Here is a 20,633-nt window from a genome sequence, read left to right as displayed (position 1 = left end):
ATCTGCGCCACGAATGCATTTTTCGCAGCCCAACTCGCCATCGAGCATGCGGCGTGACACGGAGTGTGTAAAATTTCTCCAAACGGCTATCAGGCACGGACAGGCTGCCGCGGCAGTGGTTCAGAAGCGTTTCAGAAAATTTTTTGATTTTCTGTTTGACTGATAGGAAGAGGCTATGTATTATTCGCGCCTCTCGGGGTGTAGCGCAGTCCGGTAGCGCGCTTGCTTTGGGAGCAAGATGTCGGGAGTTCGAATCTCTCCACCCCGACCAAAGCTTGACCCCGGTGCCCGCGGCGATCTGCCCGTAGCTCAACTGGATAGAGCACCGGCCTTCTAAGCCGGGGGTTACAGGTTCGATTCCTGTCGGGCAGGCTCAGACAATTTGGTTTCAGGTTGGCGACGCAAGTCGATGACCTTCAGTGGCGGCATTAGCTCAGTTGGTAGAGCACTGGATTGTGATTCCAGGTGTCACCGGTTCGATCCCGGTATGTCGCCCCAAGCAACACAGCGAAAGCCCCGAGAAATCGGGGCTTTCTGCTTTTCAGCGCTGCCGTTCTCCCTCGCGCCTTCTCGCCAGCCCGGATTCTGGCCGTCTTCGGTGACCGCCGGGTGACTGGCGTCGCGACGACGAGGCCGCGCGATACGCCAGTCCTGCGGCCGGGCGGGGTTCTTTCCCGCGCCACGGCCCGGCGCGAGCCCTGCCGCTCAGTTCCCCTCCTCAGCTTCCAGTCCCTTGATCCGACGGTAGAGCGTGCGCTCGCTGATGCCCAGCCGCGTGGCCAGCGCCTTGCGTGAGCCGGTGTGGTTGCGCAGGGCGGCGGCGATTTCCTCGTCGCTGGGCGCGGCGGTTTCGGGCGTGAGGGCGGGCGCTGCTGGCAGGTTGCCGCGAGTGAGGTCGTCATCCATGGCGGTGGCGGCGGGCTGCAGGAGTTCGTCGGGCAGGTGGTTCGGCATGATGGTGTCGCCGTCGCACAGCAGGCTGGCCCGTTCGAGGATGTTGCGCAGCTCGCGCACATTGCCCGGGTAGTCGTAGGCGACGAGGCTGGCCAGCGCTTCGGGGGCGATGCGCAGCTTGCGCTCCGGCGCCACGCGGCCCAGGAGCACCTCGGCGAGCAGCGGGATGTCGTCGCGGCGGTTGCGCAGGGGCGGCAGGCCGATCGGGAAGGCATTCACGCGGTAGAACAGATCCTGGCGGAACTGGCCGTTCTCGACGAGGGTCTTCAGCGGGCGGTGGGTGGCGGAGATCAGCCGGATGTCGGCGCGGATGAGTTCGGTGCTGCCTACCCGCCGGTAGGTGCCGGTTTCCAGCAGGCGCAACAGCTTGACCTGCATGGTGAGCGGGATGTCGCCCATCTCGTCGAGGAAGAGCGTGCCGCCGCTGGCGGCTTCGACGAGCCCGATCTTGCGGGTGTTGGCGCCGGTGAAGGCACCTTTTTCGTGGCCGAAGAGTTCGCTCTCGAACAGGGTTTCGGTGAGGCCGGAGCAATCCACCGCGACGAAGGGCCGGTCGGCGCGCCGGCTGGCGTCGTGGATGGCCTTGGCGGCGAGTTCCTTGCCGGTGCCGGATTCGCCCTGCAGGAGCACGGTGGCCTCGGATGGCGCGACCCGGGCGACCAGCTCGAGCATCGCCCGGAAGGCCTGGGAGCGGCCGATCAGGCCCTTGTCGTCGGCAAACCCGCGGGCTACCGGCAGCGGTTCGAGCTTCTCGATGAAGTAGGCGATCTCGCCCTGGGCGTCGCGCACCGGCGACAGCTCGATGTTCTCGTAGCTCTCGCCCGACGAGGTGTGGTGCAGATGGACGACCCGCTCCCGCTGGCCGGAGATCAGGCTGCGCGCCAGCGGGCAGGATTCGCCGGCCTGGTCGCAGGGCACCGGGTAGCGGTGCGAGACCTCGTAGCACTTGCGCCCGATGAGATCCTCCGGCCGCCCGCAGTTGGCCCGGTAGGCCGCGTTGGCCGCCAGGATGCGGTAGCTGCGGTCGCACAGGATGTGGGGCTCGGGCAATGAGTCGAGGAAGGAGACGAGCTCGGGCAGGGGATGGACGCTGGCGGTCATGGGGAGGCTTCTGCCAAGTAGACTGCCAGATGCTGTCATGGGGGTGTCTGGCGGTCAATCGGTGTCATCACGGAGATTCCGCGGCGCCCAGCAGGTGACTGTGAAAAAAGGGATTTCCGGGCCCGGCGCGGGTTGGCACGGGGCTTGATTGGGTTTGCACATCGGGGGTGAAAGGCGGCAGGCTATGGCGTTGCTGATCCAACCCCTTTCATCTGCCCTCAAGAGGAGAGCCGTTTGATGATGACCCGCTTGTTTCGATCGTTTCGGGCGCTGTTCGTGCTGGGTGCGCTGCTGCTTGGCATGGGGGCCATGGCTGCGCCGCTCGCCCCGGGTGCGGTTTTTCCGGTGCTGAACCTGGAGGATCAGCACGGCAAGGTGCTGGCGGTGCCGGCTGGGACGCGGGTGGTGCTTTTTGCCGCTGACAAGACGGCGAGTGATCTTGCCAACGCCTTGCTGGCGGCTCAGCCTGCTGGCGTGCTGGATCGGCTGCAGGCGGCCTATCTGGCCGACATCAGCGCGATGCCCGCGGTGATCACCCGCATGTTCGCGCTGCCTGCCCTGCGCGCGCTGCCTTTCCGGGTGGGGCTCGCGCGGGACGCGTCGCTGCTGGCCGATGTGCCACGTCAGCGCGGCGCGGTGTCGGTGATCCGGCTGTCCGAGGGGCGGGTCGATCGCATCGATTTCGCCAGCGACGAGGTGCAGCTCAGGTCGGCCCTTGGCCTTCAGTAGCGTTTTGCGGAGCCCTGCCATGCGCTGGAAATCCTGTTCGCACCGGCTGGGACATGCGGCGTGGGGCGCTCCGGTTGGTGCAGAACGCCGACTTCGCGCCTCAGATCCAGGCCGAGCGGAGCCACCGCGGACCTGGCCGTAATTTCAGACGGGTTCCCGTCTGCTGAAGGGCTGGCACAACAGCGGCCTGTCGCCACGCCCGAAGATGAATCCGGAAGAGATGTATCGCCATGAACCCGACTGAGTTGCCATCCATCGAGCCCACGCCCATGAATCAAGCTGCTGCACCATCCCACTCCCTCGCCCACCTGCCGGTGGCGCTGTTTTCCACCGTGATGGGCATTGCCGGTCTGGCCCTGGCTTGGCAGAAGGCTGCCCGCCTGCTTGGCTGGCCGGCAGCCGTTGGGCAGGGATTGGTCTGGGTGGCGAGTGCCGTGTTTGTCGTGGTGGCCTTCGCCTACCTCGTCAAATGGCTGCGTCATCCGGATGCGGTGCATGCCGAGCGGGCGCATCCGGTGAAGATGAACTTCGTGCCCACTATTTCGATCGGCATCCTGCTGCTCGGTGTCGCCTGGCAACCGGTGGTGCCAGCGTTCGCCAGCGGGGTGTGGGCGGTTGGTGCTGCGCTGCATCTGGCGCTCACGCTGATCACGATGAGCGCCTGGATCCACCATACCCACTTCGAGGTGCAGCATCTCAACCCGGCGTGGTTCATCCCGGTGGTGGGCAACATCATCGTGCCGTTGGGCGGCGTGCATTTTGCGCCGCTGGAGTTGTCGTGGTTCTTCTTCAGCATCGGGCTGGTGTTCTGGATCGTGCTGCTGGCGGTGGTGATGTACCGGCTTTTCTTCCATGCGCCGCTGGCCCTGCGTCTCACAGTAAAGCGGCTTTGAAAACTGGACGGACTGATGATGATTTCAGGACGCCAATTTCAGGCTGAAAGCCGCTGATTTCTGGACGCGCATTTCTACCACGTCCGAAGCCCCTTCATAGCGCTTTCGAAAGCGCTTCAATCCGCCTGCAGGCGACATCGAAGTAGTGGGGCGACTTCTCCACCCCGATGAACTTCCGCCCACTCTGGAGGGCTGCCACGCCGGTGCTGGCTGACCCCATGAACGGGTCGAGCACCACCCCGCCCGGGGTACATGCAGCCACCAGCCCTTCCATCACCTCCACCGGCTTACCCGTCATGTGCAGCTTTTCCTTGGCCACCACCTTCTTGGTGATGAAGCCGGGGAACGGTCCGGCATCATCCCGCTGATGGCAGGGGCCATTGGTGCCCCAGACCACGTACTCGCACTGGTGCCGGAAATAGCCCTTATGAGGCGCACGGCTGGCCTGGGTCTTATCCCAGGGCACCAGACCGCGCCAGACAAAACCGCCGCCCTGGAAGACATCGGTGCAGGCCGGGAGCTGGCGCCAGTCGGTGAAGACCATCACGTAGGCGCCGGACTTGAGGTGATCGCGGGCGGCAGACATCCACAGCGTCATCCAGTACGCCCAGGAGCGGGCGTCGAGGTGGTCGCCGGTGAAGTCGACGTTGTGGGCGAGTCCTTCGAACCCGCTGCTCACATACTTCCGCCCGGCAGGCTGGGCGCGGTCGCTACGATGCAGCCCACCGCTGCTGTACGGCGGGTCGGTGATCAGGGCGTCGACGGGGGTGTCGAGCTCCTGGAGAACGGCAAGGGCGTCGCCGCGGTAGAGCGTGGCGTCGCCGATCTGGACCTTCTCGATAGCCATCGAGTCACCACCCCACAGCGAAGTAAGTTCCGCCTCGCATGTTGATACCCCCCGTGAACAACTGAAAGCCCAGGCGGGTTCGGTTACGGACAAAGGCTTTGAACAGGGTCGCATCGTCCGTATCACTATCGATCGATGGAACGATACTTAACAAGGCATTCGGGAAGGGCGTTCCGAAGGTTATGTTCTGGTTTCCACCAACCGCCGCGAGCGGGCCCCATTGGTGAATTATCCGGCGGCCGGAGGCATCAGGCGGAAACTGGTAGTACCCCTGGTCGGCCGTGTTAAAAACCACGGCATCATTGCGCCAGAATTGCGTCGAGTCGTAGCCGTCCAGCGTATCCGCATTGGTCGCTCCGGCTGCCCCCGAACCGATCATCGCAATGATCGCGTCTCGAAGCTGCGTTTCCGACCCGCCGTTGAGGACGAGGCCAGCCCCGACGATCACATTGCAGACTTCCTCCTGCAAGCCATTAAGCCACGACGCAGTGATTTCCGTAGGCGGCCTGCTCGTGGCCACATCCTCGGAGACAAAGCGCCCCCCCACATGGCCAGCGCCATCAATTCGTTTCATGATTTTCCTCTCCACCGATGCCGGTGATGTCTTCGAACCAAAGTTGAACGTGGGCCTGCTTGAAGGCCCGTAGTGCGGCGGCAAGTGCCACCAGATTGACCACGCCCCGGTAGTAGCGCACACGAAGCGCCAGGCGCGCACCGCTCCCCCAGCAGCCGTCGCCCACGTGGCTGCCCACGCGCAGGGGTTTGAAGGTGAGGTGATCGACCTGCACCAGGGGAACGGTGAAGGTGGCCGGGCTATGGCTCCACAGGCGGTCACCCACGTGGCTGCCCACGCGCAGGGGCTTGCGCACGCCTTCGACGGTGCCCGCCACGGCAGCAGCGGCCACGGCCTGGTAGGCCGAAATGTGGAAGCTGGCGCCACCCGGGTGATGGGCCTGTACGGCGCTGGCCAGGATGGCCGACGGGGCGGCAGCAATGCGGGCCAGCTCCTGGCCGGTGGCCAGCATCAGGGAGTCGCCAACGCCCCCAACCGGCCATTCCCAGGCGGCGCCGGGCGGGAGCAGTGCCTGCAGGGAGTCGGCGAAGTCGCGGGCCGTGTAGGCCTTGAGAGTCAGGCTCATGCTTACACCCAGGTGAGGGACGGAAGGCCGAAGATTTCGCCCGGGCCAAGGGCAATGTCGGCGGTGGGCGCCAGGCGCTCGTACTGGCTGGTGACGGTGGCCACGGCGGCGTCGAGCTCGGCCAGGGTGAGCACCGACGCCTCGGCCGAGTTGGCGAAGATGGCGGTGACCAGCGCGGATTCGATGGCGGCCCGAGTGGGGGCCGAATCGACCACCGGCGACAGATCGAGGGCGATCGGCACCGGGGTGGCGATGGGGCTGGCCACGCGCACGTCGGCACCAGCCGGGGCACGCATGGCGATGTAGTCGCGCACGTCCGTGAGCACGGTGTCGGTGGGCAGCCGGCTGGGCAAGGCGTTGCAGATCGGGCGCACCAGCACCGTGCCGAGCCCCAGGGCGCCGGGCTGCACCAGGGCGCCGGTGACGCTGGGGTGGGCGCTCTTGGCCCACCACCGATAGTCCGCCGCACGGCCGCCAGATCGCCCCCCATCTGCCACCACCGTGGCCCACTCGTCCGCCACCCGGATGCGCCAGTCGTCGAGGCTCTCCAGCTCGGCGCCGCCGCTGATGCCGCCCACCATCACGGTGGCTGAACCCGTCACGCCGGCAATCGGGTTGGTGGCGGTGAGCACCTGGCCGACAGAGAGGTTTCCAGCCTCGCCGGCAACCTGGCAGCGCACCAGCACCCGGGCGCCGGTGGCGGTGATGGTCGCGGCTTCGGTCACCTCATAGGCCAGCCCGTTGGGGCCGCTGAAGCTGTCGCCGGCCAGCACCACGGCGCCGGTGGTGCCGGTGGCCAGAATCGCCCCTTCGGCCGGCACGGCTTCGAGGCGGGTCACGCCGTAAAGCGCGCCCCAGGTGGACAGCATCTCCAGCTCGCAGGTAAGCGGCGATGCCTGGGCGGCGATCCAGTCGAGGTAGCCGTGCTGGCCGTGGCACGCGCGGGCCCAGGCAGCAACCAGCGGGCCGCGGAGAGAGGCCGGAAACGCACCCAGATCGACGTCGATCCGGGCCTGCAGCTCGGCAAAGGTGGGGCGCTCGTAGCTCATAGGGGCACTTCCATAACAATCCGGCGCCCAGCGTAAAAGCCGGTGATCTTGAGCACCAGGGAGGAAACGCCTGAAGCGCTGGCCGCCTCCTGGACATCCACGCCGGTGATGCTGTGGGCCTCCAGTGCATCCCGCACCATCTCGATGGCTTCGCGCCTGGCTGCGCTGCCCAAGGGCTGGCGGCGCACGTGCCACAGGCCGGACCCGGCCTCGGCATCCGCCCACCAGCCACGGCGCTGGTAGCGGTCAGGCTCGCGCCTTGCGGGGGCTTCGGCATCTGTGAAGAGCGCGGCGTAGACCAGCGTCTCCACCGCCGGACCATCGCCCTGGGCGGGGTCGTAGAACGCAAGGTCGAAGCGGCCGTTGTCGATCTGCACCAGGCGCAGGGAGTAACCGTCGAAGGGGGTCGGCGCCGCCACTGCAACGGACGGGGAAACCAGCTCGGTGCGGGTGAAGATGGTCAGGCGGTTTTCCGCGACTACCGCACAGAGACCCTTGTCGGCATATAGAGACGGGTTGGCGAACCCATTGCCCGTTGGCTTCTCCGCCCCCTCAAAGAACTTCACCAGGCGCAGCACCCCATCAGCGCCGATCCGGAAAAGCTGCAGCTGCTGCGCTGACATGCGCACGTTCCACACATGCGTCAGATCCGATTCGATCATGCCGCACTCGTCGCTTTGACCGCTTGAGCCCGGGCCGAACTTGTACTCGTACCACGGCGCCTCGATCGTGCCGCCGGAGACCGCCACGAAAGCCGTGCCCGTCCAGCGCACGATGTGCCACTGATCGCCCGTGCCGCTGCCGTAGATCGATCCAGCCGCAGCCGTCACGAAAAACAGGTGCTTGCCGTCAGGCGAGATGGTCGAGGTGAGGTACTGGCGCCCCGTCCCGACGGGCAGGGAGAGCGCAGTGGCGGTTCCCGACGTCGCCCCGACGCCCACGACAAACGCGCCGGAACCGATGATGACTCGAACGTCGCCAGCCCACAGGGTCTTACCGTCCCACATACGGCCAAGGGGCCAAGGCTTGCTGGTGCCCAGATTCCCCCATGCAGCTTCGGTCGTGTTGCGGGCCCGGCTTCCGCCGTACGCGCCATCAAACCCGAAGCCGTAGGTGGTGGTGTTTGTGCCCACCAACAGGCCATCCCTATCCAGGGAGTAGATACGCGGCTTGCCGATCACCTTCGTCCAGTAGGTGTCGAACGTGATCGGCAGGCCCGCATCCAGCACCCGCGCGAAGTAGTCGGCCATCAGATCACCCCCTCGGTGGTGGCGCCGCCCACGTGGTGGCGGTGGCCATCGCCCACGTCCTTGCCGTTCACCGTGAAGTCGCCGACCACGGCGGCACCGCCTGCCAGGCTTGCAGCGCTGCCGGCCGGGCCGAAGAAGCCCACGGCCTGGGCATGCCCCATCACCACCAGGTTGCCGCTGATCAGCACGTCGCCCGTGGCCTCCACCTTCGGAGCATCGACCCGCACCAAGGTGCTGGCCTTGATTTCGATTTCCCCCCCGGCCTTGAGGTGGACGTGGTTACCGTCGGCGTCATGGATGGCCACCTCGCCGCCCTGCAGGTCCATCTGATACCGCTTGTCGCCCACCACCAGGGCGATGCCGTGGGTGCGATCGCCGGCCGGGAACATCATGTAGGCCTCGCCACCCGTCGGGTGGTGGCTGAAGCCGTAGGGCATCGCATGGCGCACGTTGTCGAGCACCTCTTCGTCGAGTACTCGCACCTGCACCTTGCCCTTGCCGATACCCAGCACCTTGCCCTGGGCTACCAGCATCTGAAGCCGGCCCCAAACCTGTTGCAGCACGCTCATTTCTTCCGTCCTCTCACACCTGCGCCACGCTTGGCGCGCTTGGTTTCCTGCCCCATGAAGGCCTCACGGCTCATCACCTGCAAATGCGTCATCTCGCCGCCGTTGGCGTCGTAGCTGAAGGCCCGCTCACCGATCAGAAACGCCCCGTCGATGCCCTCGCGCGGGATCACCACACGCACCTGGGTGTTGATCGCCCACAGTCCGCCCGCGTGGCGCCAGCCCGGAACATCGAGCTCGATGCGGTGTGCCCGGGCCAGGCGGCGGTTGCGCTCCAGCTCGGCGCGGCTGCCGCAGCCGCCGGCCGTCTGGCCGTGGCGGTCGGCCACGATGTGCATGGGCCGGAAGTAGCTGATGCCGGGGTCTTTCACGGCCCCTTTCAGCGCGGCGCTGTTCTCAAAGTCGAAGGCCTTCACCACGTAGTCGGAGAAGCGCAGCTTGAATTCGTCGATCACCTCGTAGCTCTCGATGTGCTCGCCGTAGTTGAGCGTGGCCACCGGAGCGGCGTCGGTGGGCTTGGTGAGCACCAGGCCACCGTCGGCCGTTGGGTACAGCAGCAGGTTGGCGGCGCGGGCCGCGTTGATCAGGGCGTTGGCGGGCAGCTCGCATTGCATGGAGAAATGCGGCACCACGGCCGTATCCACATCCACACGCAAAGGCACTTTGAAGGTGGCAGAAAGGCGCTTTGCGATATCCCCCAGCTTCAGGCCCGACAGCGTCTTGCTGTACTGGCAATCGACCAGCTCGCGCCCCAGCGACCGGGCCTGCAGGCGGATGCTGTGGGTGGTGGCGCCCACCCGGCGGTTCAGCGCGTCGATGCGCACCGTGCTGGCCAGCTCGCCGTCCACAAGCACCTCCACCACGGTGTTGGCCGTCAGGCCCATGCTGTCGCCGATGCCCGGGCCGGCCGCGGCCAGCGTCACCGAGGCGCACAGGTCATCGACCGACTCCCGAACATCCACCTGCTGCCAGGCGCCGTAGCGCTTGCCGTCGAGGCGCAGCTCGATACCCGTATCAGCCATGGACGCGCCCCTGGACGAACAGCGGGTGGCGCACCCCGTTGGTGGCGTTGAACACGTCCTCGTCCGCATCCAGCCGGTGGGCCAGCACCACGGCCGGCGTGGCGCTCACCACGTCGCGCACCTGGGCAGGGTCCAAGGCCTGGCTGGCCAGCGCCTCGATCACCCCCGTGCGCAGCTCCCACGTGGTTTCGAACAGGGCATCGGGCATGGTGGGCAGCAGCACATCCAGCACGCCCACGGCGCCGGCCTGGGCGGCATCGCGGGCGGCGGCGGTGGTGTAGTCGGCCAGTGCGAGATCCACGGCCGCGGTGGCCACCATGCGGGCGCGCACCGTTGCCTCGCGGGCGGTGTTGCTGCCAGCAGGCACGGCCTCGGCCGCGGTGCGCTTGGCCACCTGGGCCAGCCGGGCCACCGCACGCACCCGCTGCGGGTCGGTCAGGCCCTGCACGTTGCCGATGGTGTCGGCCAGGCTGGCCAGCGCCGCCGCGTAACTGGCCGGAGTGGCCAGCAGGGTGGCCAGGTCGCCCTTGATGCCCTGGATTGAGCTGATCACCGTGCTGGCCTGCGCCACCGGCAGCGCCGTGAGGGCGATCACCGTGCGCAGGCCTTCCACGGCGTTGCTCACCTGGGAACGGAAGCGCGTCATCACGTCCAGCGGCATCGGCGCCAGGCTGAAGTCGGCGGCGATCGCATCGCGGGTGCGGCGCACCCGGTCGATCGCGGCATCCACCTTGTCCACGTCGGGCACGTAGGGCGCCCGGCCACCGGCCACGAAGTCGATGCTGACCGCCGCATAGCCCCCGCGCTCGTTGGATTCCGACACCGACCACTCCCGCGCCCGGGCCCACACCTTGCCCAGCCAGGGGTGGGTCAGCCAGTCCGCCACGCCCTCGGCCAGCAGGGCGAGGAAGCCGTTGCGCTCCCGGTCGTAGTCGGCGCCGATGAAATAGGCCACCACGCGCCACTCGCGGGCCTTGCCGCCCAGGTCTTCCACGATGGGTTCGTCGGCGCCGGGGAACTCATGCACCACCAGGCGCCGGCCGCCCTTGGCCTCGTGGCTGTCGGTCAGGAAGTCGAAGCCGCGGAAGCTCCCGCGCTGAAGTCGATCACGCCAGCTCATTGCGGTGCCCCCGACCAGATGTTGCCCGTATCCAGCTTCACGCCTGCCGGGCCGTTGGTTTCAACCGTCTGGCCCTGCAGCACCAGGCCAGGCGCCAGCCCTACGCGAATGTCCGCCTTCACGTTGGTGGGCTTCGGGTCTTTCTTCAGCAGATCGCTGATGCCCTGAATGGCCATCCCCAGGGCAGCGCCGCCGGCCGCCCCCACACCCGTGCCCAGGATCGGAACCACGCTACCCAAGGTCGCACCCATGCCCGCGCCAGAAAGCGCCGCGCTGCCGTAGCGGGCGGCCGTGCTCTCTTCGCCGTACATGGACGAAAGCACCGCGCCGCCCAGGCTCGCCCCGATCGCCCCCAGGCCCACCCCCTTGGGGATCACCGGAAGTCGAGCGGCCAGGCTTGAGGCAGTAGCAATGCCCGGGATCGACGAGACAGCCCGAAGCCCGGCGCCGGTGCCCATAACCCCCTGCAGCATGCGCAGGCTGGCCCAGCTGGTGGCCGCGCCCGCACCCAGGGCACCCGCCGTGATAGCGCCAGTGCCGAGGCCGGGGTACTTCTCGAGAACGGGCTGCACAGCGGTCAGGCCGTCGTTGATCGTATCCAGCGCCTGGCCTTTGGTTTCGGCCAGGCCCTTGGCCGCGGTCGCCTTGGTGTTCTCCCACGTTCCGCCCGCAGCCTCTTCCTTGCTGGCCAGGGTGCTGGTCTTCTGGGCGATGCGGGGGCCGATGTCCGCCTGCTCGTCGAGCTTGGCACGGCTCTCGCGGAAGGCCTGCAGGCCGCCCTTCTGGATCATGATCGACGCCGGCCGGCTCGCCTCCACGCCGAACAGCTTGTCCAGCACGTGCATGCGGTCGATGTCGGTCAGGGGCTTGAGCTTGTCCAGCTCGGAGAACATGTTCTCGAGGCCCTTGAACTTCCCGTCCTTGCCGTAGAAGTTGAGGTCGATGCCGTGCTTTGACAGCACCTCGCGGGCCTCCTTCGCCGCCTCGCCCTTGCCGCCCAGTCGTGCGTCGATCTGGCTGGTGCGCGAAAGCATCATGGCGAAGTTCGTGCCGAAGCTGGTGTTCTCCAGCCCGACCGATGCGGCAATCCCCTGCACGGCCAGCAAGTCGCGGGCGTTCTCCTTCCCGGTCAGCCCGAGTGTGTTGTAGGTCGGTGCCGCATACTGGGCCACGGCCCGGAAGTCATCCGGTGCAATCCCGTAGGCGTTCTTCGCCTTCTGCATCAGGTTGGCCATCTCGGGCAGGTCGCCATCTGCCAGGCCGTAGGCCTCGCGCATCTTGGCGATGGATGTCGCGCTCTGGTACTGGTCCATCTTGGCCAGCACGCCAAACTGAGCCGAGGCGGTCAGGCCGCCGCCCGTGATTGCAGAAAGCGGCATGCCCTGTTCGGAAAGGGCCGTGGCGGCAGACACGAAATCCTTGGTGCTGCCGGGCAAGGAATTACCCAGCGCCACCGCCTGGCGCATGATTTCCTTGTAAGCATCTTCAGGCACCACCCCGCCCTTGCGCATCAGCGCAATCCGCAAGTCCGCCTGGGCGGTTTCCAGATCCTTGGCTGCGGTTATCGGGTTGTTGGCGACGCGATAGGCCACGGCCGCGCCAGCTGCGCCAGCAGCACCAGCCTGCCCGATCTGCTCCATGCGCTGCAGGCGGCTCACCTCGCCCAGCTCGCGCTTCAGCTCGCGCACCTTAGCCAGGGTCGCGTCTTGCGCCCGGGCCATCTCACGGGCCGACAGCGCGCCAGATCGGGCCAGCGTCTGGTACGCCGCCTGGGTCTGCTGGATTTCCTGCCGAACCGTCCGCTCGGCGCGGATGCCGAGGGTCTCGCGGGCGTTGGCCATGTCCCGATACAGGCGCACATGGGTGTCGTGGGCAGCCTGCACGGCCTGGGTGGATTTGAGGGCTGCATCCTTGGCAGCCAGGGCCGTCTTGCTGGAGCCCTCCACCGCCACGTCGGCGGCTTTCTTGACGGCCTGCTCGACGGCCTTCAGGCCAGCGGCCGACCCATCCGTCGCGGTAAATACAATCCCGACCTTCGTCGTTGCGTCGCTCATCTCCAGCGCCCCGGGCTATTCAGAGCCTTGAGCATAGAGAGAGGCGGGGAAGACTTTCAGGCGGGAAATGATTTCCGCCACCTGGCGGGCGCTGAAATAGAAAAAGGGGCCGAAGCCCCTTTATCCGTCATTTGAATTTGCGTCCCTCGAATGGCGCTGCCAGCTCGGCCCATACAAACAGCTCGGACAGCGGCAGCGTCTTGATGTACCGCATGTCCTGGTGAAGCCCACGCGCCACCAGGGCGCAGGCCATCAGGACACGGGCACGTTTTTTTCGTCGCTCTCCGGCTTGATCAGTTCGGTGGCGATGCGGTCAGCCGCGCGGAAGTCAGCCACATGCAGGCGCTCGATCACGGCGGTATCGGTGCCGGTCAGGTTGGCAATCAGGTGGATCGTCTGGCGCGTGGGCCCCACTTCGTCGAATGCAAGCAGGTCGCCCGCGGTGGCGTACTCGCGGAAGGTGAGGCTATCCAGCGTCTTCTTGCCGATCGGGATGGGGTACTTGAGTGGGTGCTTTTTCATATCAGCGAAATCCTTCAGGGTCGGAATGGATGTGGAGCAGGCCCAGGCGGGCCAGCGTGTCGGGCCAGCTTTCGACGTCCAGGTCGGACACGTCGGACGCGGCGAGCACTGCAAGCAGCGTGGCCGGGTCGAGTCCGGCCGAGGTGGCAACGGCGGCGAGCGCATCGGGGTTGGCCAAGAGATCGGCGAAGTCCTGGTCGATGGGGCCAGAGCTTGCCCAGTGCGTGGCCGGCAACTCCCCGGACGCCGACAGCGGGACGGTGTACATGCCCGAACCACCGGCGCCGGCCAGGGCTTCGCATGCAGCGCGGGCGGCATCGACGAAGGGCGACGGGACGATGATGGTTCGATTGACCCAAGTCATTACGCTACCCGTCCCTTCTGGTTGAGATATCGCTCCACCCTAGCGAATGTGCCATCGTTCGCCGCCGCGCCGCGCAGCAGCAGGCCGTAGAGGCGGCCGTTGAACGGAAGCGATGATCCGGCGCGCCGGCCCAGGTAAAGCACCGCGTTGCCAAAGGCGCCTATGCCAATGCTTGTGGTTGAAGACGCTACCTGTACGCCATTCACGCGCAATGCCCGATACGACGCAGCGATGTCGGCGTAAGCAGAAACCAACAGGCCGACCGGCGCTGCAGACGTGGTATAGGACAGCCCACCCGTCAGCACCGTACCCTTCGCATTAAACCCCACGCTGGGCGTTCCGCTCGCGCCAGGGGCAAGCAGGACAAACGTGCCATTCGACGCCGAGTAGTCCGACGTCGATTCGAGAACGACGCCGAGCCCGGAGTCCGACAGACGGCGAATTGCCGCAGAAAGCATGAGCTTGTCCGTGCCGCTGAAATCGACGTTCGTCTGCAGGAAGTCATCCACGCCGTCCAATTTCAGGTACAGAGGGAAACCTGCGGTGTCGTATGTGGTGGCATCGACGACGCGCTGGTACTCAGGCAGCCCAATTCCATCACCAGCCTCGCGGAAATCCGAACGCCAGATATACATGGACTGGCCGACTGGAATGGCTCCGGTGCTTCCTACGTAAACAACTAGCGAGTCTGTGACGGAAACGCCCGACGTAATCTCGATCCTCAGCCGTTTCCAGCCATTGCCCATGTCGGTATTTGTGAACTTGCCGTACGTATCTGTTCGGTCAGATGCAGTAATTGTCCCCGCGAGCAAGTTCGTCGCGGTGGTTGCATTCCGCACCATGATCGTTGGGTTCCATGCCCCGGACTTGCACCAGACCGTAAGGACAGGATTCTTGTACCCCGTAAGGCCGGCCTTGCTCAATGCCGCATTTGCATTTGTTGAGGTAATTTTCCATGCGGTATTTGAACCGTCAGGCGCGGCGGTATCCGCCGTGATTTCTGACGTGAAGCTCGCCTGCCAGGTCCAATACGTACCGTCGTTGTACTTTTCGGAAGCCAAAAGCCCGTTGTAACGAGCCGACAGCGTTGGCCGGCTGGCAGTCGTTGCTTGGTATGCGTGGTTGCCTGAGAGTTCGCGGATAGACACTCCGCTGACCTGGTAGTCCATTGCCCCTGCGTTGCGCTTAATGCCGATATATGCTGCCGCTGCCCGAAAGATGCAACGCTTCACACCCACTGTCGTCGCGACAAATGCGGTCTGCGTGGTATCGCCGCCCTCAAGTGAAATGCCCTGACCCGCGACGGCCACACTGTCAACGGTAAAGGTGAGTTCGTACCATTTCCCGACTGCCAAGCTACCGCCCAGGTTAATGAGGTTATATGCGCCAGATGAGCTATAGCAGCGATAGACGCCCGGCGAAACTCGGTAGCTTTCGCCGGATAACAGAACCGCTGCGTCGCTAAACCGAGTTGCACCTCTCGACAGCCCTTGCCGCTTGTCGAGGATCATCCCAACTGGCGGGTCGATTTGCCCGCTGCCAGGGTAGTACACGGGTATCGACCCTGACGAGTCCTGATACATCGTCGACAGGTCGCTGGCGTCGTACCACAGCCCCTGTTCGCCGTTGGCAAACAGGGCAGCCACCTGAGCCGCCAGCGGCCGTTCGGTCGGCATTCGGCGATCACGCATTACGCGGGTGCGGATGCTCACGGTCAGGCCTTGTCGAAGTAGCCCACCTGCACGGCGCAGGCGGTGGCGCTGAACAGCTTCACGGCGGCGAGCGAGGTGTCGACCGGGTAGATCACGCCGTCGTCGATCCGGGTGCCAGTGGTCGCGCTGGGGGCAGTGCCTTCCAGGGTGATCCGCACGGTGGCGCCATCAGCCTGGATGTGGGCGGCCACTGCACCGCCCGGCGGCGTGAGCGTGACGATGGAGCCCGCGGCAATGGTGATGGTCTGCCGGCCGACGCACGCGCGAGCGGTCGCCGAAACGGCCAGGGTGGCCTGATCCGTTGCGAGCACCACCGGGAAGGACGCAGCGCTGGCCTTGGCGCCAAGGTTCGCGGGGAGCGCAGCCAGCAAGGTGGTCCAGCGCTGCAGGCTGCGCTTGATCAGGGGGATGACGCCCACGGCCGCGACATCGGTCGCCGCGGCGCCGTCGCCGGGAGCGCCCAGGTCGGTGTCGACGTTCTGGACGGCAGTCTTGACCAGGAGTTGCGTCACCTCGGTGGTATCAGACGTGCCGCCGGTGCCACCTGACACAGCCCCTGACAGCACAAGCGCCCCGGCCTCAGTGACCTGCAACGGCACCATATTGCCGCCGATCGTCAGTCCATAGAGAAGGCTCATGATCAGGAAATCCGCTCGGAGACGTTGGCGACAATCACCAGCTTGCTGTCGCCTTCGGAAACGCCGATGGGCTCGGTGACGAAGGCCTGGGCCAGCATGTACACCGCGCCGTCAGCCAGGCGCACGATCACGTCTTCGTCCTTAATGGCGTTGAGGGCCTCCAGGCTGATGCCGCCCTGCAGGTTGATGGTCAGGTCGAGCCGGGCCGGGGTGCTGGTCTCGGTGTAGCCGCCGTCCTCGGCCAAGCGGCCGGCCTTGTGGGCGCGGCTGGTGCCGCTGGGGGTGAAGGTGCCGGGCTTGTCCGCCAGGGGCAGCTTGCCGATCGACGGCACAGACACGGTGCGGATGTTGTTGAGTTGAGCCATTTTTGAACGTCCTTTGCAGGGGGTTTATCAGCCCGTCAGGGCGTGGATCAGCGGGCGGATTGCGGGCCAGCACAGGACCAGGGCGCAGGGCCATACCACCAGCCCGGCGAAGGGGTTTATCCGCACCAGGTCGGCCACCGTTGGGATGGCCACCCACACCACCCAGCCACCCACCACAGCGATGGCCAGGCAGAACACGGCGAGGTCGGCGGGGGTGGTGGGCATGGTGCTAGACCGCCACTTTGCGAAACTCGCCGCGGCCCGCGAGGATGTAGAAGGGCGAGAGCAGCACCGGCGTGTCGCGGTAGTTGAAGCGGCTGGGGTTGGTGGGGTCTTGCTCAACGATCAGGTTGGCCTTGTAAAACTCGTAGTCCTGAACCCAGCCGTATTCAAACATCAGGGTGCTGCGGTACAGGGTGAGCAGCATGGCGCGCACGTCATCGACGGTCGTGATACGCAGGCCAGGCCGGAAGCCGTCGTTGTTCTTGGCTGCCGCGCTGCCGGTGAAGCGCGCAACGGCGGCGCTCATCTGCTCCCGGCGGATGCGCTCCATCAGCTCGGGGGTGTTGATGTCGAGGAAGGCATCGTCGGCGCTGCCGTCGGCCTTGGTCTGGTACATCGTCACCAGGCGCTTGATGGTGCAGGTGCCATCCTTGGCCACCTTCATCACGCTCATGCCCTTGAACAGCAGGCTGTTGGCGTTGGTCCAGTCGAAGTAGCTGGCGCCGATGATGCCCGGCAGCGGGGTGTCTTCCAGGCTCTGCGCGGGGTTTGCGAAGAGCTTGGGCGCTGCGGCTGCAGCCACAACGGCGGCGGCTTCCCAGGTGGGCGTCGGGTTCAGCTCCAAAGACATCGCCGCGATGTGCTCGGCGTTACGTGCAGTGCCGAAGGTGACGGTCGAGGCGTAGTCGCCCCGGAAGGCGGTGAAGATGCGGAAGCCGGACTGGATGGGCGGCGCATAGCGGCGCTGGCTCTCGGTGTGCCAGGCGGCCATGGTGGCGGCATCGCTCATGCCCAGGCACACGTAGCGGAACCAGCGGGTGCCCAGGATCGCGGCCAGATCGCCCGGCGCCGGGTCGCCCGCACCGCCGGCCATGGCGACGACAGTCACCGCCAGGCCGGCCGGGCGGTCTTCACCGTACAGGCTGATGCGCAGGTCGATGCCGTTGCCGATGGTGCCCTTGTGCTTGGCGCTCACGGTGACGACACCGGCCGCGGCCGTGGCGGTGACGGGCACATCGGCGGCGGTGATTGCGGCGACGATCGCCGCGGCCACATCGGCCACCACCATGGTGGCGGTGACGGCCACCTGCACCAAGCGCCCGGCGATGTAGAGCGACAGCACGCCCGCGGCGGTGGGTGCGGCGGTAACGGTCAGGGTGCCGGTGGCCTTGGTGCCTACGCCGCTGTCGGCGTAGGGCAGCGCCCACAGGTCGAATGTGGTGTCGATGGCGCGGTACTTGGCGGCCATCTGTGCCAGCGCGGAGCCGGCGCCGAACTTGGCGATGGCGTCCTGCACGCTGCTGATCTGCACCACCTCACCCGCCGCCGCGGTGCCGGTGGCCAGCTTCTGGCCAACCAGCAGCATGGCCGGCATGTCGGTGCCGAGGCCGGCGCGGCTGCCGTCCACCTCGATATAGACGCCCGGGTAGCGCAGGGCGGCGGGGATTTGCTTGTACGTGAGCATCAGTGTTCTCCGGTGTTGGCGATGCCGGTGTAGGCCGGCGGGTCGGGCAGGTAGTTGGTGATCAGGGCGCTGAAGGTGTAGCGGTCGGACCAGTAAATATCGCCGTTGGTGTATTCGAGCACCTTGCCGCCCCCCCACTTGATGGGCATCACGCCGGGGGAAATCTCCCACCCGAGCAGGCGGTCCTTCACGGCGCTGCGGTACTTCAGCAGCTCGTCGTCCATCGTCCGGGGGTCAGCCAGGCGCAGGTTCTCGACGGCGATCACCACGTCGAACACGAAGGTGGTGTCCTCGGTGCGCTCGCCCGCATGGCGCACCTGGTCGGCTGCGCGCACCACCCAGCAGGCCGGAAGCGGCAGCGCTTCGGGGCTGATGGCGGCGTACTCGGCCGCACCACCCACCGCCCGGAACCACACGCCGTCGAAGCCGGCGGGCTTGGGCTTGAGGTGGGCCACCAAGGGCGTCAGGGAGATCATCACCAGTCCTCGGCGGCGGCCGGTGCGGCGCCACCGTAGCGGCGCGGCTGGCTCTCGATGATGGCCAGATCGTCGGACTCGGCCGGGTCGGTCGGCGCGGCGGGGATCAAACTGATTTCCCCCTTGGCGTGGCTCTTCAGCATGGCCAGCACCGCGTCGTACTGTTTCTGCATGGCCTCGGTCATGCGCTCGACGCCCTGGAGGTTGTAGAGCGCGATGGTGCAGGCCAGGCGGGTGAGCATCGGCGTGATAGCGTCCTCGGGGATGCCGTAGCTGAGGATCAGGGCGTCGGCATCCGAGAGGGCGTCATTGACGGCAGCCAGCGCACCGGCCAGGGCCGGCTGCTGATCGGCCGGGAAGCTGGCCACGTCCGCGCCGTCGAGCACCGCCCGCACGGCATCGCGCGGGGCCATGTCCATGTCGGTGGGAACGGCCAGCTGCGCAATGCGGTTGGCGCTGCCACGGGCGAGCAGATCGGCGCGGGTGGCGAAGCTCACTTGCGGGCCTTCTTGGTGGTGGCTTCGGGCTCGGCCGGGGCGCCTTCGGCCAGCTTGTCGATCGCAGCGCCCAGCTTGGCCAGGGCAGCGTCGCCCTTGGCGATGGCGTCATCGATACGCACATCCACCGCCGCGACCACATCCCGCTCCACGGCATCTTCGCCGGTGGAGGCCAATGCCTCCACCGGAGCTGCTGCGGTCGCGGGGTTGTTCAGGGCGGCGAGCTGGGCGCGCAGCGCGGCGTTCTCTTCGGCCAGCTTGCCGGCCTCGAGGACAGACTGCTCAAGCAGGCCCGCCAGGCGGGCACATTCAGCTTCGGCGTTGTCGCGCTGATGGGTCAGCATGATCAGCAGATCACCGTCGGCGCGATGGGTGACGGCGCTGTGCTCGGAGATGGAATCAAAGATGTCATCCAGCGTGCCGGTATCGAGCCGCGTACCGACGATGGCGAGGATCTCGCGCTCCAGATCGGACAGGGTGCCCGTGGAGGCAGTGAGCTGGAGGGCGGCACCGCCCTCGGCGGTGGGTTCGAACCCTTCGGGCTTGGTGTCCGACACCTCCAGCATCTGCTCTTCACGAAGGCGCTTCAGGGTGGCGTCATCGACACCTTCCAGAAGGCGCCAAGCGCCGGTGAACTGCTCGCCGCAGCGGTGGAAATTCTCCACCCCCTTCTTGGCGATGCGCACATAAACGTTGCTCATGGTTCGTCCTTGTCTAGGGTCAGGTCAGGGGCTTACAGCGCCAGGAACGGGGTCACTTCCAGCCGCACCTTGTTGTAATTGACGTTGCTCTCGCCGCCGGTGGTCTGGAGGGCCTTCAGCAGGCGCTCGGCAGCGCTGCGGTTGTCGGGGCCCACCACCAGCACGTCGGGGGTGACGCCGAGGATGCGGCCACCGTCGCCCTTGCGCTTTTCCATGCTGGCGAACGCGGCCTCGAAGTTGGCGACGGTCAGGGCGGCCTGGCTGCCGAAGGCGAGCTGCCAGAAGCCGTAAGCCGCATTGCCACGCCAGCGCCCGCCGTAGCTGAACACGTCGTTGTCGAACACCGCGGCGCTCTGGGCGGTGGTGACGGCTTCGAACTGGGGCTTGATGCGCTCCTGCAGGTAGATGGCCTTCGGGGCGCGCTCGGTGCAGAGCAGCACCCAGGGTTCCAGCGCACCGGCTTGCATGTTGCTGGCGTTGGTGACGGCGCCGGTGCCGTCTTCGTTGGCATAGACCGGGTGGTCGGTGTCGAAGAAATATTGGCCGTCGTAGCAGACGCTGGAGAAGCCAGCCTTCAGGGCCTTGAAGATCAGGTCGTCCTGCAGGTCGAGCACCGACACGCCGTAGCTCTCGGCGATGTCGCCGTAGTGGCCGAAGCTGTCGTCTTCCACGTCGGTGCGCTGCACGTCGAGGGTGGCTTCGAACTTCTTGTTATCGACGGTGTAAGCCTGCTCGGCGGCAGCCTTGTGCAGGCGGCTGCCGATCCACTCGCGGAAGGCGGGGAACTGGGTCAGCCAGGCGTAGGTGTTGCTCTTGCCGTCGGAGGTGATGTAGCCGGCGACCTTCTTCCAGTGCGGAGTACGGACAGCCAGACCCTTGTTGAAGCGGGTCTTCAGGGTGGTGTGGAGTGCGGCGAGTTGGGCAGCGGTAAGCATTGCGTTCTCCGG

24 protein-coding genes and 3 tRNA genes are annotated in these 20,633 nt (G+C 66.3%); 5 read left to right on the top strand and 22 right to left on the bottom strand.

The annotated features are described in order from the left end of the window. Positions 1–194: 194 nt before the first annotated feature. From QQK25_RS11165 to QQK25_RS11155, 3 genes are all read left to right on the top strand, one after another. Positions 195–271: transfer RNA gene (locus QQK25_RS11165), tRNA-Pro, on the top strand. 27 nt (positions 272–298) lie between these two features. Then, positions 299–372: transfer RNA gene (locus tag QQK25_RS11160), tRNA-Arg, on the top strand. 50 nt (positions 373–422) lie between these two features. Continuing rightward, positions 423–498 (top strand) — tRNA-His (locus QQK25_RS11155). A gap of 207 nt (positions 499–705) precedes the next feature. Here the strand turns inward: QQK25_RS11155 and QQK25_RS11150 are convergent. Then, entirely contained in the window at positions 706–2,055 is a 1,350-nt protein-coding gene (locus QQK25_RS11150) for a sigma-54 interaction domain-containing protein (protein WP_284187994.1), read from the bottom strand. Between the two features lie 237 nt (positions 2,056–2,292). Here QQK25_RS11150 and QQK25_RS11145 point away from each other — a divergent pair, with 237 nt between their 5' ends. Next, positions 2,293–2,784 (top strand): hypothetical protein, encoded by a 492-nt coding sequence (locus QQK25_RS11145; protein WP_284187993.1) that lies wholly within the window; start codon positions 2,293–2,295, stop codon positions 2,782–2,784. A gap of 269 nt (positions 2,785–3,053) precedes the next feature. Then, on the top strand, positions 3,054–3,677 hold the full coding sequence (locus QQK25_RS11140) for an SLAC1 anion channel family protein (protein ID WP_284187992.1): 624 nt from the start codon (positions 3,054–3,056) through the stop codon (positions 3,675–3,677). A 94-nt stretch (positions 3,678–3,771) separates the two neighbouring features. Here the strand turns inward: QQK25_RS11140 and QQK25_RS11135 are convergent, their stop codons facing one another. The 21 genes from QQK25_RS11135 to QQK25_RS11035 all read right to left on the bottom strand — a co-directional run bounded on the left by QQK25_RS11135 (position 3,772) and on the right by QQK25_RS11035 (position 20,621). Further along, positions 3,772–4,524: a DNA-methyltransferase gene (locus tag QQK25_RS11135; protein WP_284187991.1), complete on the bottom strand. Its 753-nt coding sequence runs from the start codon at positions 4,522–4,524 to the stop codon at positions 3,772–3,774. Positions 4,525–4,528: 4 nt separating this feature from the next. Continuing rightward, positions 4,529–5,098 carry a gp53-like domain-containing protein gene (locus QQK25_RS11130; protein WP_284187990.1) on the bottom strand — a complete coding sequence of 190 codons (570 nt, stop codon included), beginning with the start codon at positions 5,096–5,098 and terminating at the stop codon, positions 4,529–4,531. Continuing rightward, the gene (locus QQK25_RS11125) at positions 5,085–5,663 is read right to left on the bottom strand and encodes a hypothetical protein (RefSeq protein ID WP_284187989.1); all 579 of its coding nucleotides are present in this window, start codon (positions 5,661–5,663) and stop codon (positions 5,085–5,087) included. Before QQK25_RS11125 ends, QQK25_RS11130 begins: the two co-directional genes overlap by 14 nt. Before the next feature lie 2 nt (positions 5,664–5,665). After that, positions 5,666–6,712 (bottom strand): baseplate J/gp47 family protein, encoded by a 1,047-nt coding sequence (locus QQK25_RS11120; protein WP_284187988.1) that lies wholly within the window; start codon positions 6,710–6,712, stop codon positions 5,666–5,668. Then, positions 6,709–7,962 carry a phage GP46 family protein gene (locus QQK25_RS11115; protein ID WP_284187987.1) on the bottom strand — a complete coding sequence of 418 codons (1,254 nt, stop codon included), beginning with the start codon at positions 7,960–7,962 and terminating at the stop codon, positions 6,709–6,711. The genes QQK25_RS11120 and QQK25_RS11115 overlap by 4 nt, the downstream gene beginning before the upstream one ends. Next, positions 7,962–8,531, bottom strand: a complete 570-nt coding sequence (locus QQK25_RS11110) for a phage baseplate assembly protein domain-containing protein (protein ID WP_284187986.1) — start codon at positions 8,529–8,531, stop codon at positions 7,962–7,964. Before QQK25_RS11110 ends, QQK25_RS11115 begins: the two co-directional genes overlap by 1 nt. Next, positions 8,528–9,550, bottom strand: coding sequence for a phage baseplate assembly protein (locus tag QQK25_RS11105; protein WP_284187985.1), 1,023 nt, complete (start codon positions 9,548–9,550; stop codon positions 8,528–8,530). The genes QQK25_RS11110 and QQK25_RS11105 overlap by 4 nt, the downstream gene beginning before the upstream one ends. Next, a complete protein-coding gene (locus tag QQK25_RS11100; RefSeq protein ID WP_284187984.1) occupies positions 9,543–10,670 on the bottom strand; it encodes a DNA circularization N-terminal domain-containing protein in 1,128 nt (375 codons plus the stop codon). The genes QQK25_RS11105 and QQK25_RS11100 overlap by 8 nt, the downstream gene beginning before the upstream one ends. After that, a complete protein-coding gene (locus tag QQK25_RS11095) occupies positions 10,667–12,724 on the bottom strand; it encodes a phage tail tape measure protein (protein ID WP_284187983.1) in 2,058 nt (685 codons plus the stop codon). Before QQK25_RS11095 ends, QQK25_RS11100 begins: the two co-directional genes overlap by 4 nt. A 127-nt stretch (positions 12,725–12,851) precedes the next feature. Continuing rightward, complete coding sequence (locus QQK25_RS11090; RefSeq protein WP_284187982.1) at positions 12,852–12,977, bottom strand: hypothetical protein; 126 nt, start codon at positions 12,975–12,977, stop codon at positions 12,852–12,854. After that, positions 12,977–13,246 carry a phage tail assembly protein gene (locus QQK25_RS11085; protein WP_284187981.1) on the bottom strand — a complete coding sequence of 90 codons (270 nt, stop codon included), beginning with the start codon at positions 13,244–13,246 and terminating at the stop codon, positions 12,977–12,979. Before QQK25_RS11085 ends, QQK25_RS11090 begins: the two co-directional genes overlap by 1 nt. Before the next feature lies 1 nt (position 13,247). Then, on the bottom strand, positions 13,248–13,610 hold the full coding sequence (locus QQK25_RS11080) for a hypothetical protein (protein WP_284187980.1): 363 nt from the start codon (positions 13,608–13,610) through the stop codon (positions 13,248–13,250). Continuing rightward, on the bottom strand, positions 13,610–15,322 hold the full coding sequence (locus QQK25_RS11075) for a phage head spike fiber domain-containing protein (RefSeq protein ID WP_284187979.1): 1,713 nt from the start codon (positions 15,320–15,322) through the stop codon (positions 13,610–13,612). Before QQK25_RS11075 ends, QQK25_RS11080 begins: the two co-directional genes overlap by 1 nt. A 2-nt stretch (positions 15,323–15,324) precedes the next feature. Continuing rightward, on the bottom strand, positions 15,325–15,834 hold the full coding sequence (locus QQK25_RS11070) for a hypothetical protein (RefSeq protein ID WP_284187978.1): 510 nt from the start codon (positions 15,832–15,834) through the stop codon (positions 15,325–15,327). 128 nt (positions 15,835–15,962) lie between these two features. Continuing rightward, positions 15,963–16,325: a phage tail tube protein gene (locus QQK25_RS11065; protein WP_284187977.1), complete on the bottom strand. Its 363-nt coding sequence runs from the start codon at positions 16,323–16,325 to the stop codon at positions 15,963–15,965. A 27-nt stretch (positions 16,326–16,352) separates the two neighbouring features. Next, positions 16,353–16,550, bottom strand: a complete 198-nt coding sequence (locus tag QQK25_RS11060) for a hypothetical protein (protein ID WP_284187976.1) — start codon at positions 16,548–16,550, stop codon at positions 16,353–16,355. Positions 16,551–16,554: 4 nt separating this feature from the next. Beyond that, a complete protein-coding gene (locus tag QQK25_RS11055) occupies positions 16,555–18,012 on the bottom strand; it encodes a hypothetical protein (protein ID WP_284187975.1) in 1,458 nt (485 codons plus the stop codon). Next, positions 18,012–18,488, bottom strand: coding sequence for a phage tail terminator protein (locus tag QQK25_RS11050; protein ID WP_284187974.1), 477 nt, complete (start codon positions 18,486–18,488; stop codon positions 18,012–18,014). Before QQK25_RS11050 ends, QQK25_RS11055 begins: the two co-directional genes overlap by 1 nt. Next, the gene (locus tag QQK25_RS11045) at positions 18,488–18,985 is read right to left on the bottom strand and encodes a phage protein Gp36 family protein (protein WP_284187973.1); all 498 of its coding nucleotides are present in this window, start codon (positions 18,983–18,985) and stop codon (positions 18,488–18,490) included. The genes QQK25_RS11050 and QQK25_RS11045 overlap by 1 nt, the downstream gene beginning before the upstream one ends. After that, positions 18,982–19,686: a hypothetical protein gene (locus QQK25_RS11040; RefSeq protein WP_284187972.1), complete on the bottom strand. Its 705-nt coding sequence runs from the start codon at positions 19,684–19,686 to the stop codon at positions 18,982–18,984. Before QQK25_RS11040 ends, QQK25_RS11045 begins: the two co-directional genes overlap by 4 nt. 32 nt (positions 19,687–19,718) lie before the next feature. Beyond that, entirely contained in the window at positions 19,719–20,621 is a 903-nt protein-coding gene (locus QQK25_RS11035; RefSeq protein WP_284187971.1) for a Mu-like prophage major head subunit gpT family protein, read from the bottom strand. Positions 20,622–20,633: the final 12 nt, after the last annotated feature.

The organism is Zoogloea oryzae, from assembly GCF_030161255.1.
In the GTDB taxonomy this organism is placed as follows: Bacteria; Pseudomonadota; Gammaproteobacteria; order Burkholderiales; family Rhodocyclaceae; genus Zoogloea; species Zoogloea oryzae.
This window is presented reverse-complemented; position numbering and strand designations above follow the sequence as displayed.

Coding starts and splice junctions, on each gene's coding strand:
- QQK25_RS11080 (WP_284187980.1), bottom strand. CDS start 13,610: ATGACTTGGGTCAATCGAACCATCATCGTCCCGTCGCCCTTCGTCGAT.
- QQK25_RS11145 (WP_284187993.1), top strand. CDS start 2,293: ATGATGACCCGCTTGTTTCGATCGTTTCGGGCGCTGTTCGTGCTGGGT.
- QQK25_RS11150 (WP_284187994.1), bottom strand. CDS start 2,055: ATGACCGCCAGCGTCCATCCCCTGCCCGAGCTCGTCTCCTTCCTCGAC.
- QQK25_RS11060 (WP_284187976.1), bottom strand. CDS start 16,550: ATGCCCACCACCCCCGCCGACCTCGCCGTGTTCTGCCTGGCCATCGCT.
- QQK25_RS11065 (WP_284187977.1), bottom strand. CDS start 16,325: ATGGCTCAACTCAACAACATCCGCACCGTGTCTGTGCCGTCGATCGGC.
- QQK25_RS11135 (WP_284187991.1), bottom strand. CDS start 4,524: ATGGCTATCGAGAAGGTCCAGATCGGCGACGCCACGCTCTACCGCGGC.
- QQK25_RS11110 (WP_284187986.1), bottom strand. CDS start 8,531: ATGAGCGTGCTGCAACAGGTTTGGGGCCGGCTTCAGATGCTGGTAGCC.
- QQK25_RS11035 (WP_284187971.1), bottom strand. CDS start 20,621: ATGCTTACCGCTGCCCAACTCGCCGCACTCCACACCACCCTGAAGACC.
- QQK25_RS11040 (WP_284187972.1), bottom strand. CDS start 19,686: ATGAGCAACGTTTATGTGCGCATCGCCAAGAAGGGGGTGGAGAATTTC.
- QQK25_RS11050 (WP_284187974.1), bottom strand. CDS start 18,488: ATGATCTCCCTGACGCCCTTGGTGGCCCACCTCAAGCCCAAGCCCGCC.
- QQK25_RS11120 (WP_284187988.1), bottom strand. CDS start 6,712: ATGAGCTACGAGCGCCCCACCTTTGCCGAGCTGCAGGCCCGGATCGAC.
- QQK25_RS11100 (WP_284187984.1), bottom strand. CDS start 10,670: ATGAGCTGGCGTGATCGACTTCAGCGCGGGAGCTTCCGCGGCTTCGAC.
- QQK25_RS11115 (WP_284187987.1), bottom strand. CDS start 7,962: ATGGCCGACTACTTCGCGCGGGTGCTGGATGCGGGCCTGCCGATCACG.
- QQK25_RS11095 (WP_284187983.1), bottom strand. CDS start 12,724: ATGAGCGACGCAACGACGAAGGTCGGGATTGTATTTACCGCGACGGAT.
- QQK25_RS11055 (WP_284187975.1), bottom strand. CDS start 18,012: ATGCTCACGTACAAGCAAATCCCCGCCGCCCTGCGCTACCCGGGCGTC.
- QQK25_RS11125 (WP_284187989.1), bottom strand. CDS start 5,663: ATGAGCCTGACTCTCAAGGCCTACACGGCCCGCGACTTCGCCGACTCC.
- QQK25_RS11140 (WP_284187992.1), top strand. CDS start 3,054: ATGAATCAAGCTGCTGCACCATCCCACTCCCTCGCCCACCTGCCGGTG.
- QQK25_RS11105 (WP_284187985.1), bottom strand. CDS start 9,550: ATGGCTGATACGGGTATCGAGCTGCGCCTCGACGGCAAGCGCTACGGC.
- QQK25_RS11130 (WP_284187990.1), bottom strand. CDS start 5,098: ATGAAACGAATTGATGGCGCTGGCCATGTGGGGGGGCGCTTTGTCTCC.
- QQK25_RS11085 (WP_284187981.1), bottom strand. CDS start 13,246: ATGAAAAAGCACCCACTCAAGTACCCCATCCCGATCGGCAAGAAGACG.
- QQK25_RS11090 (WP_284187982.1), bottom strand. CDS start 12,977: ATGGCCTGCGCCCTGGTGGCGCGTGGGCTTCACCAGGACATGCGGTAC.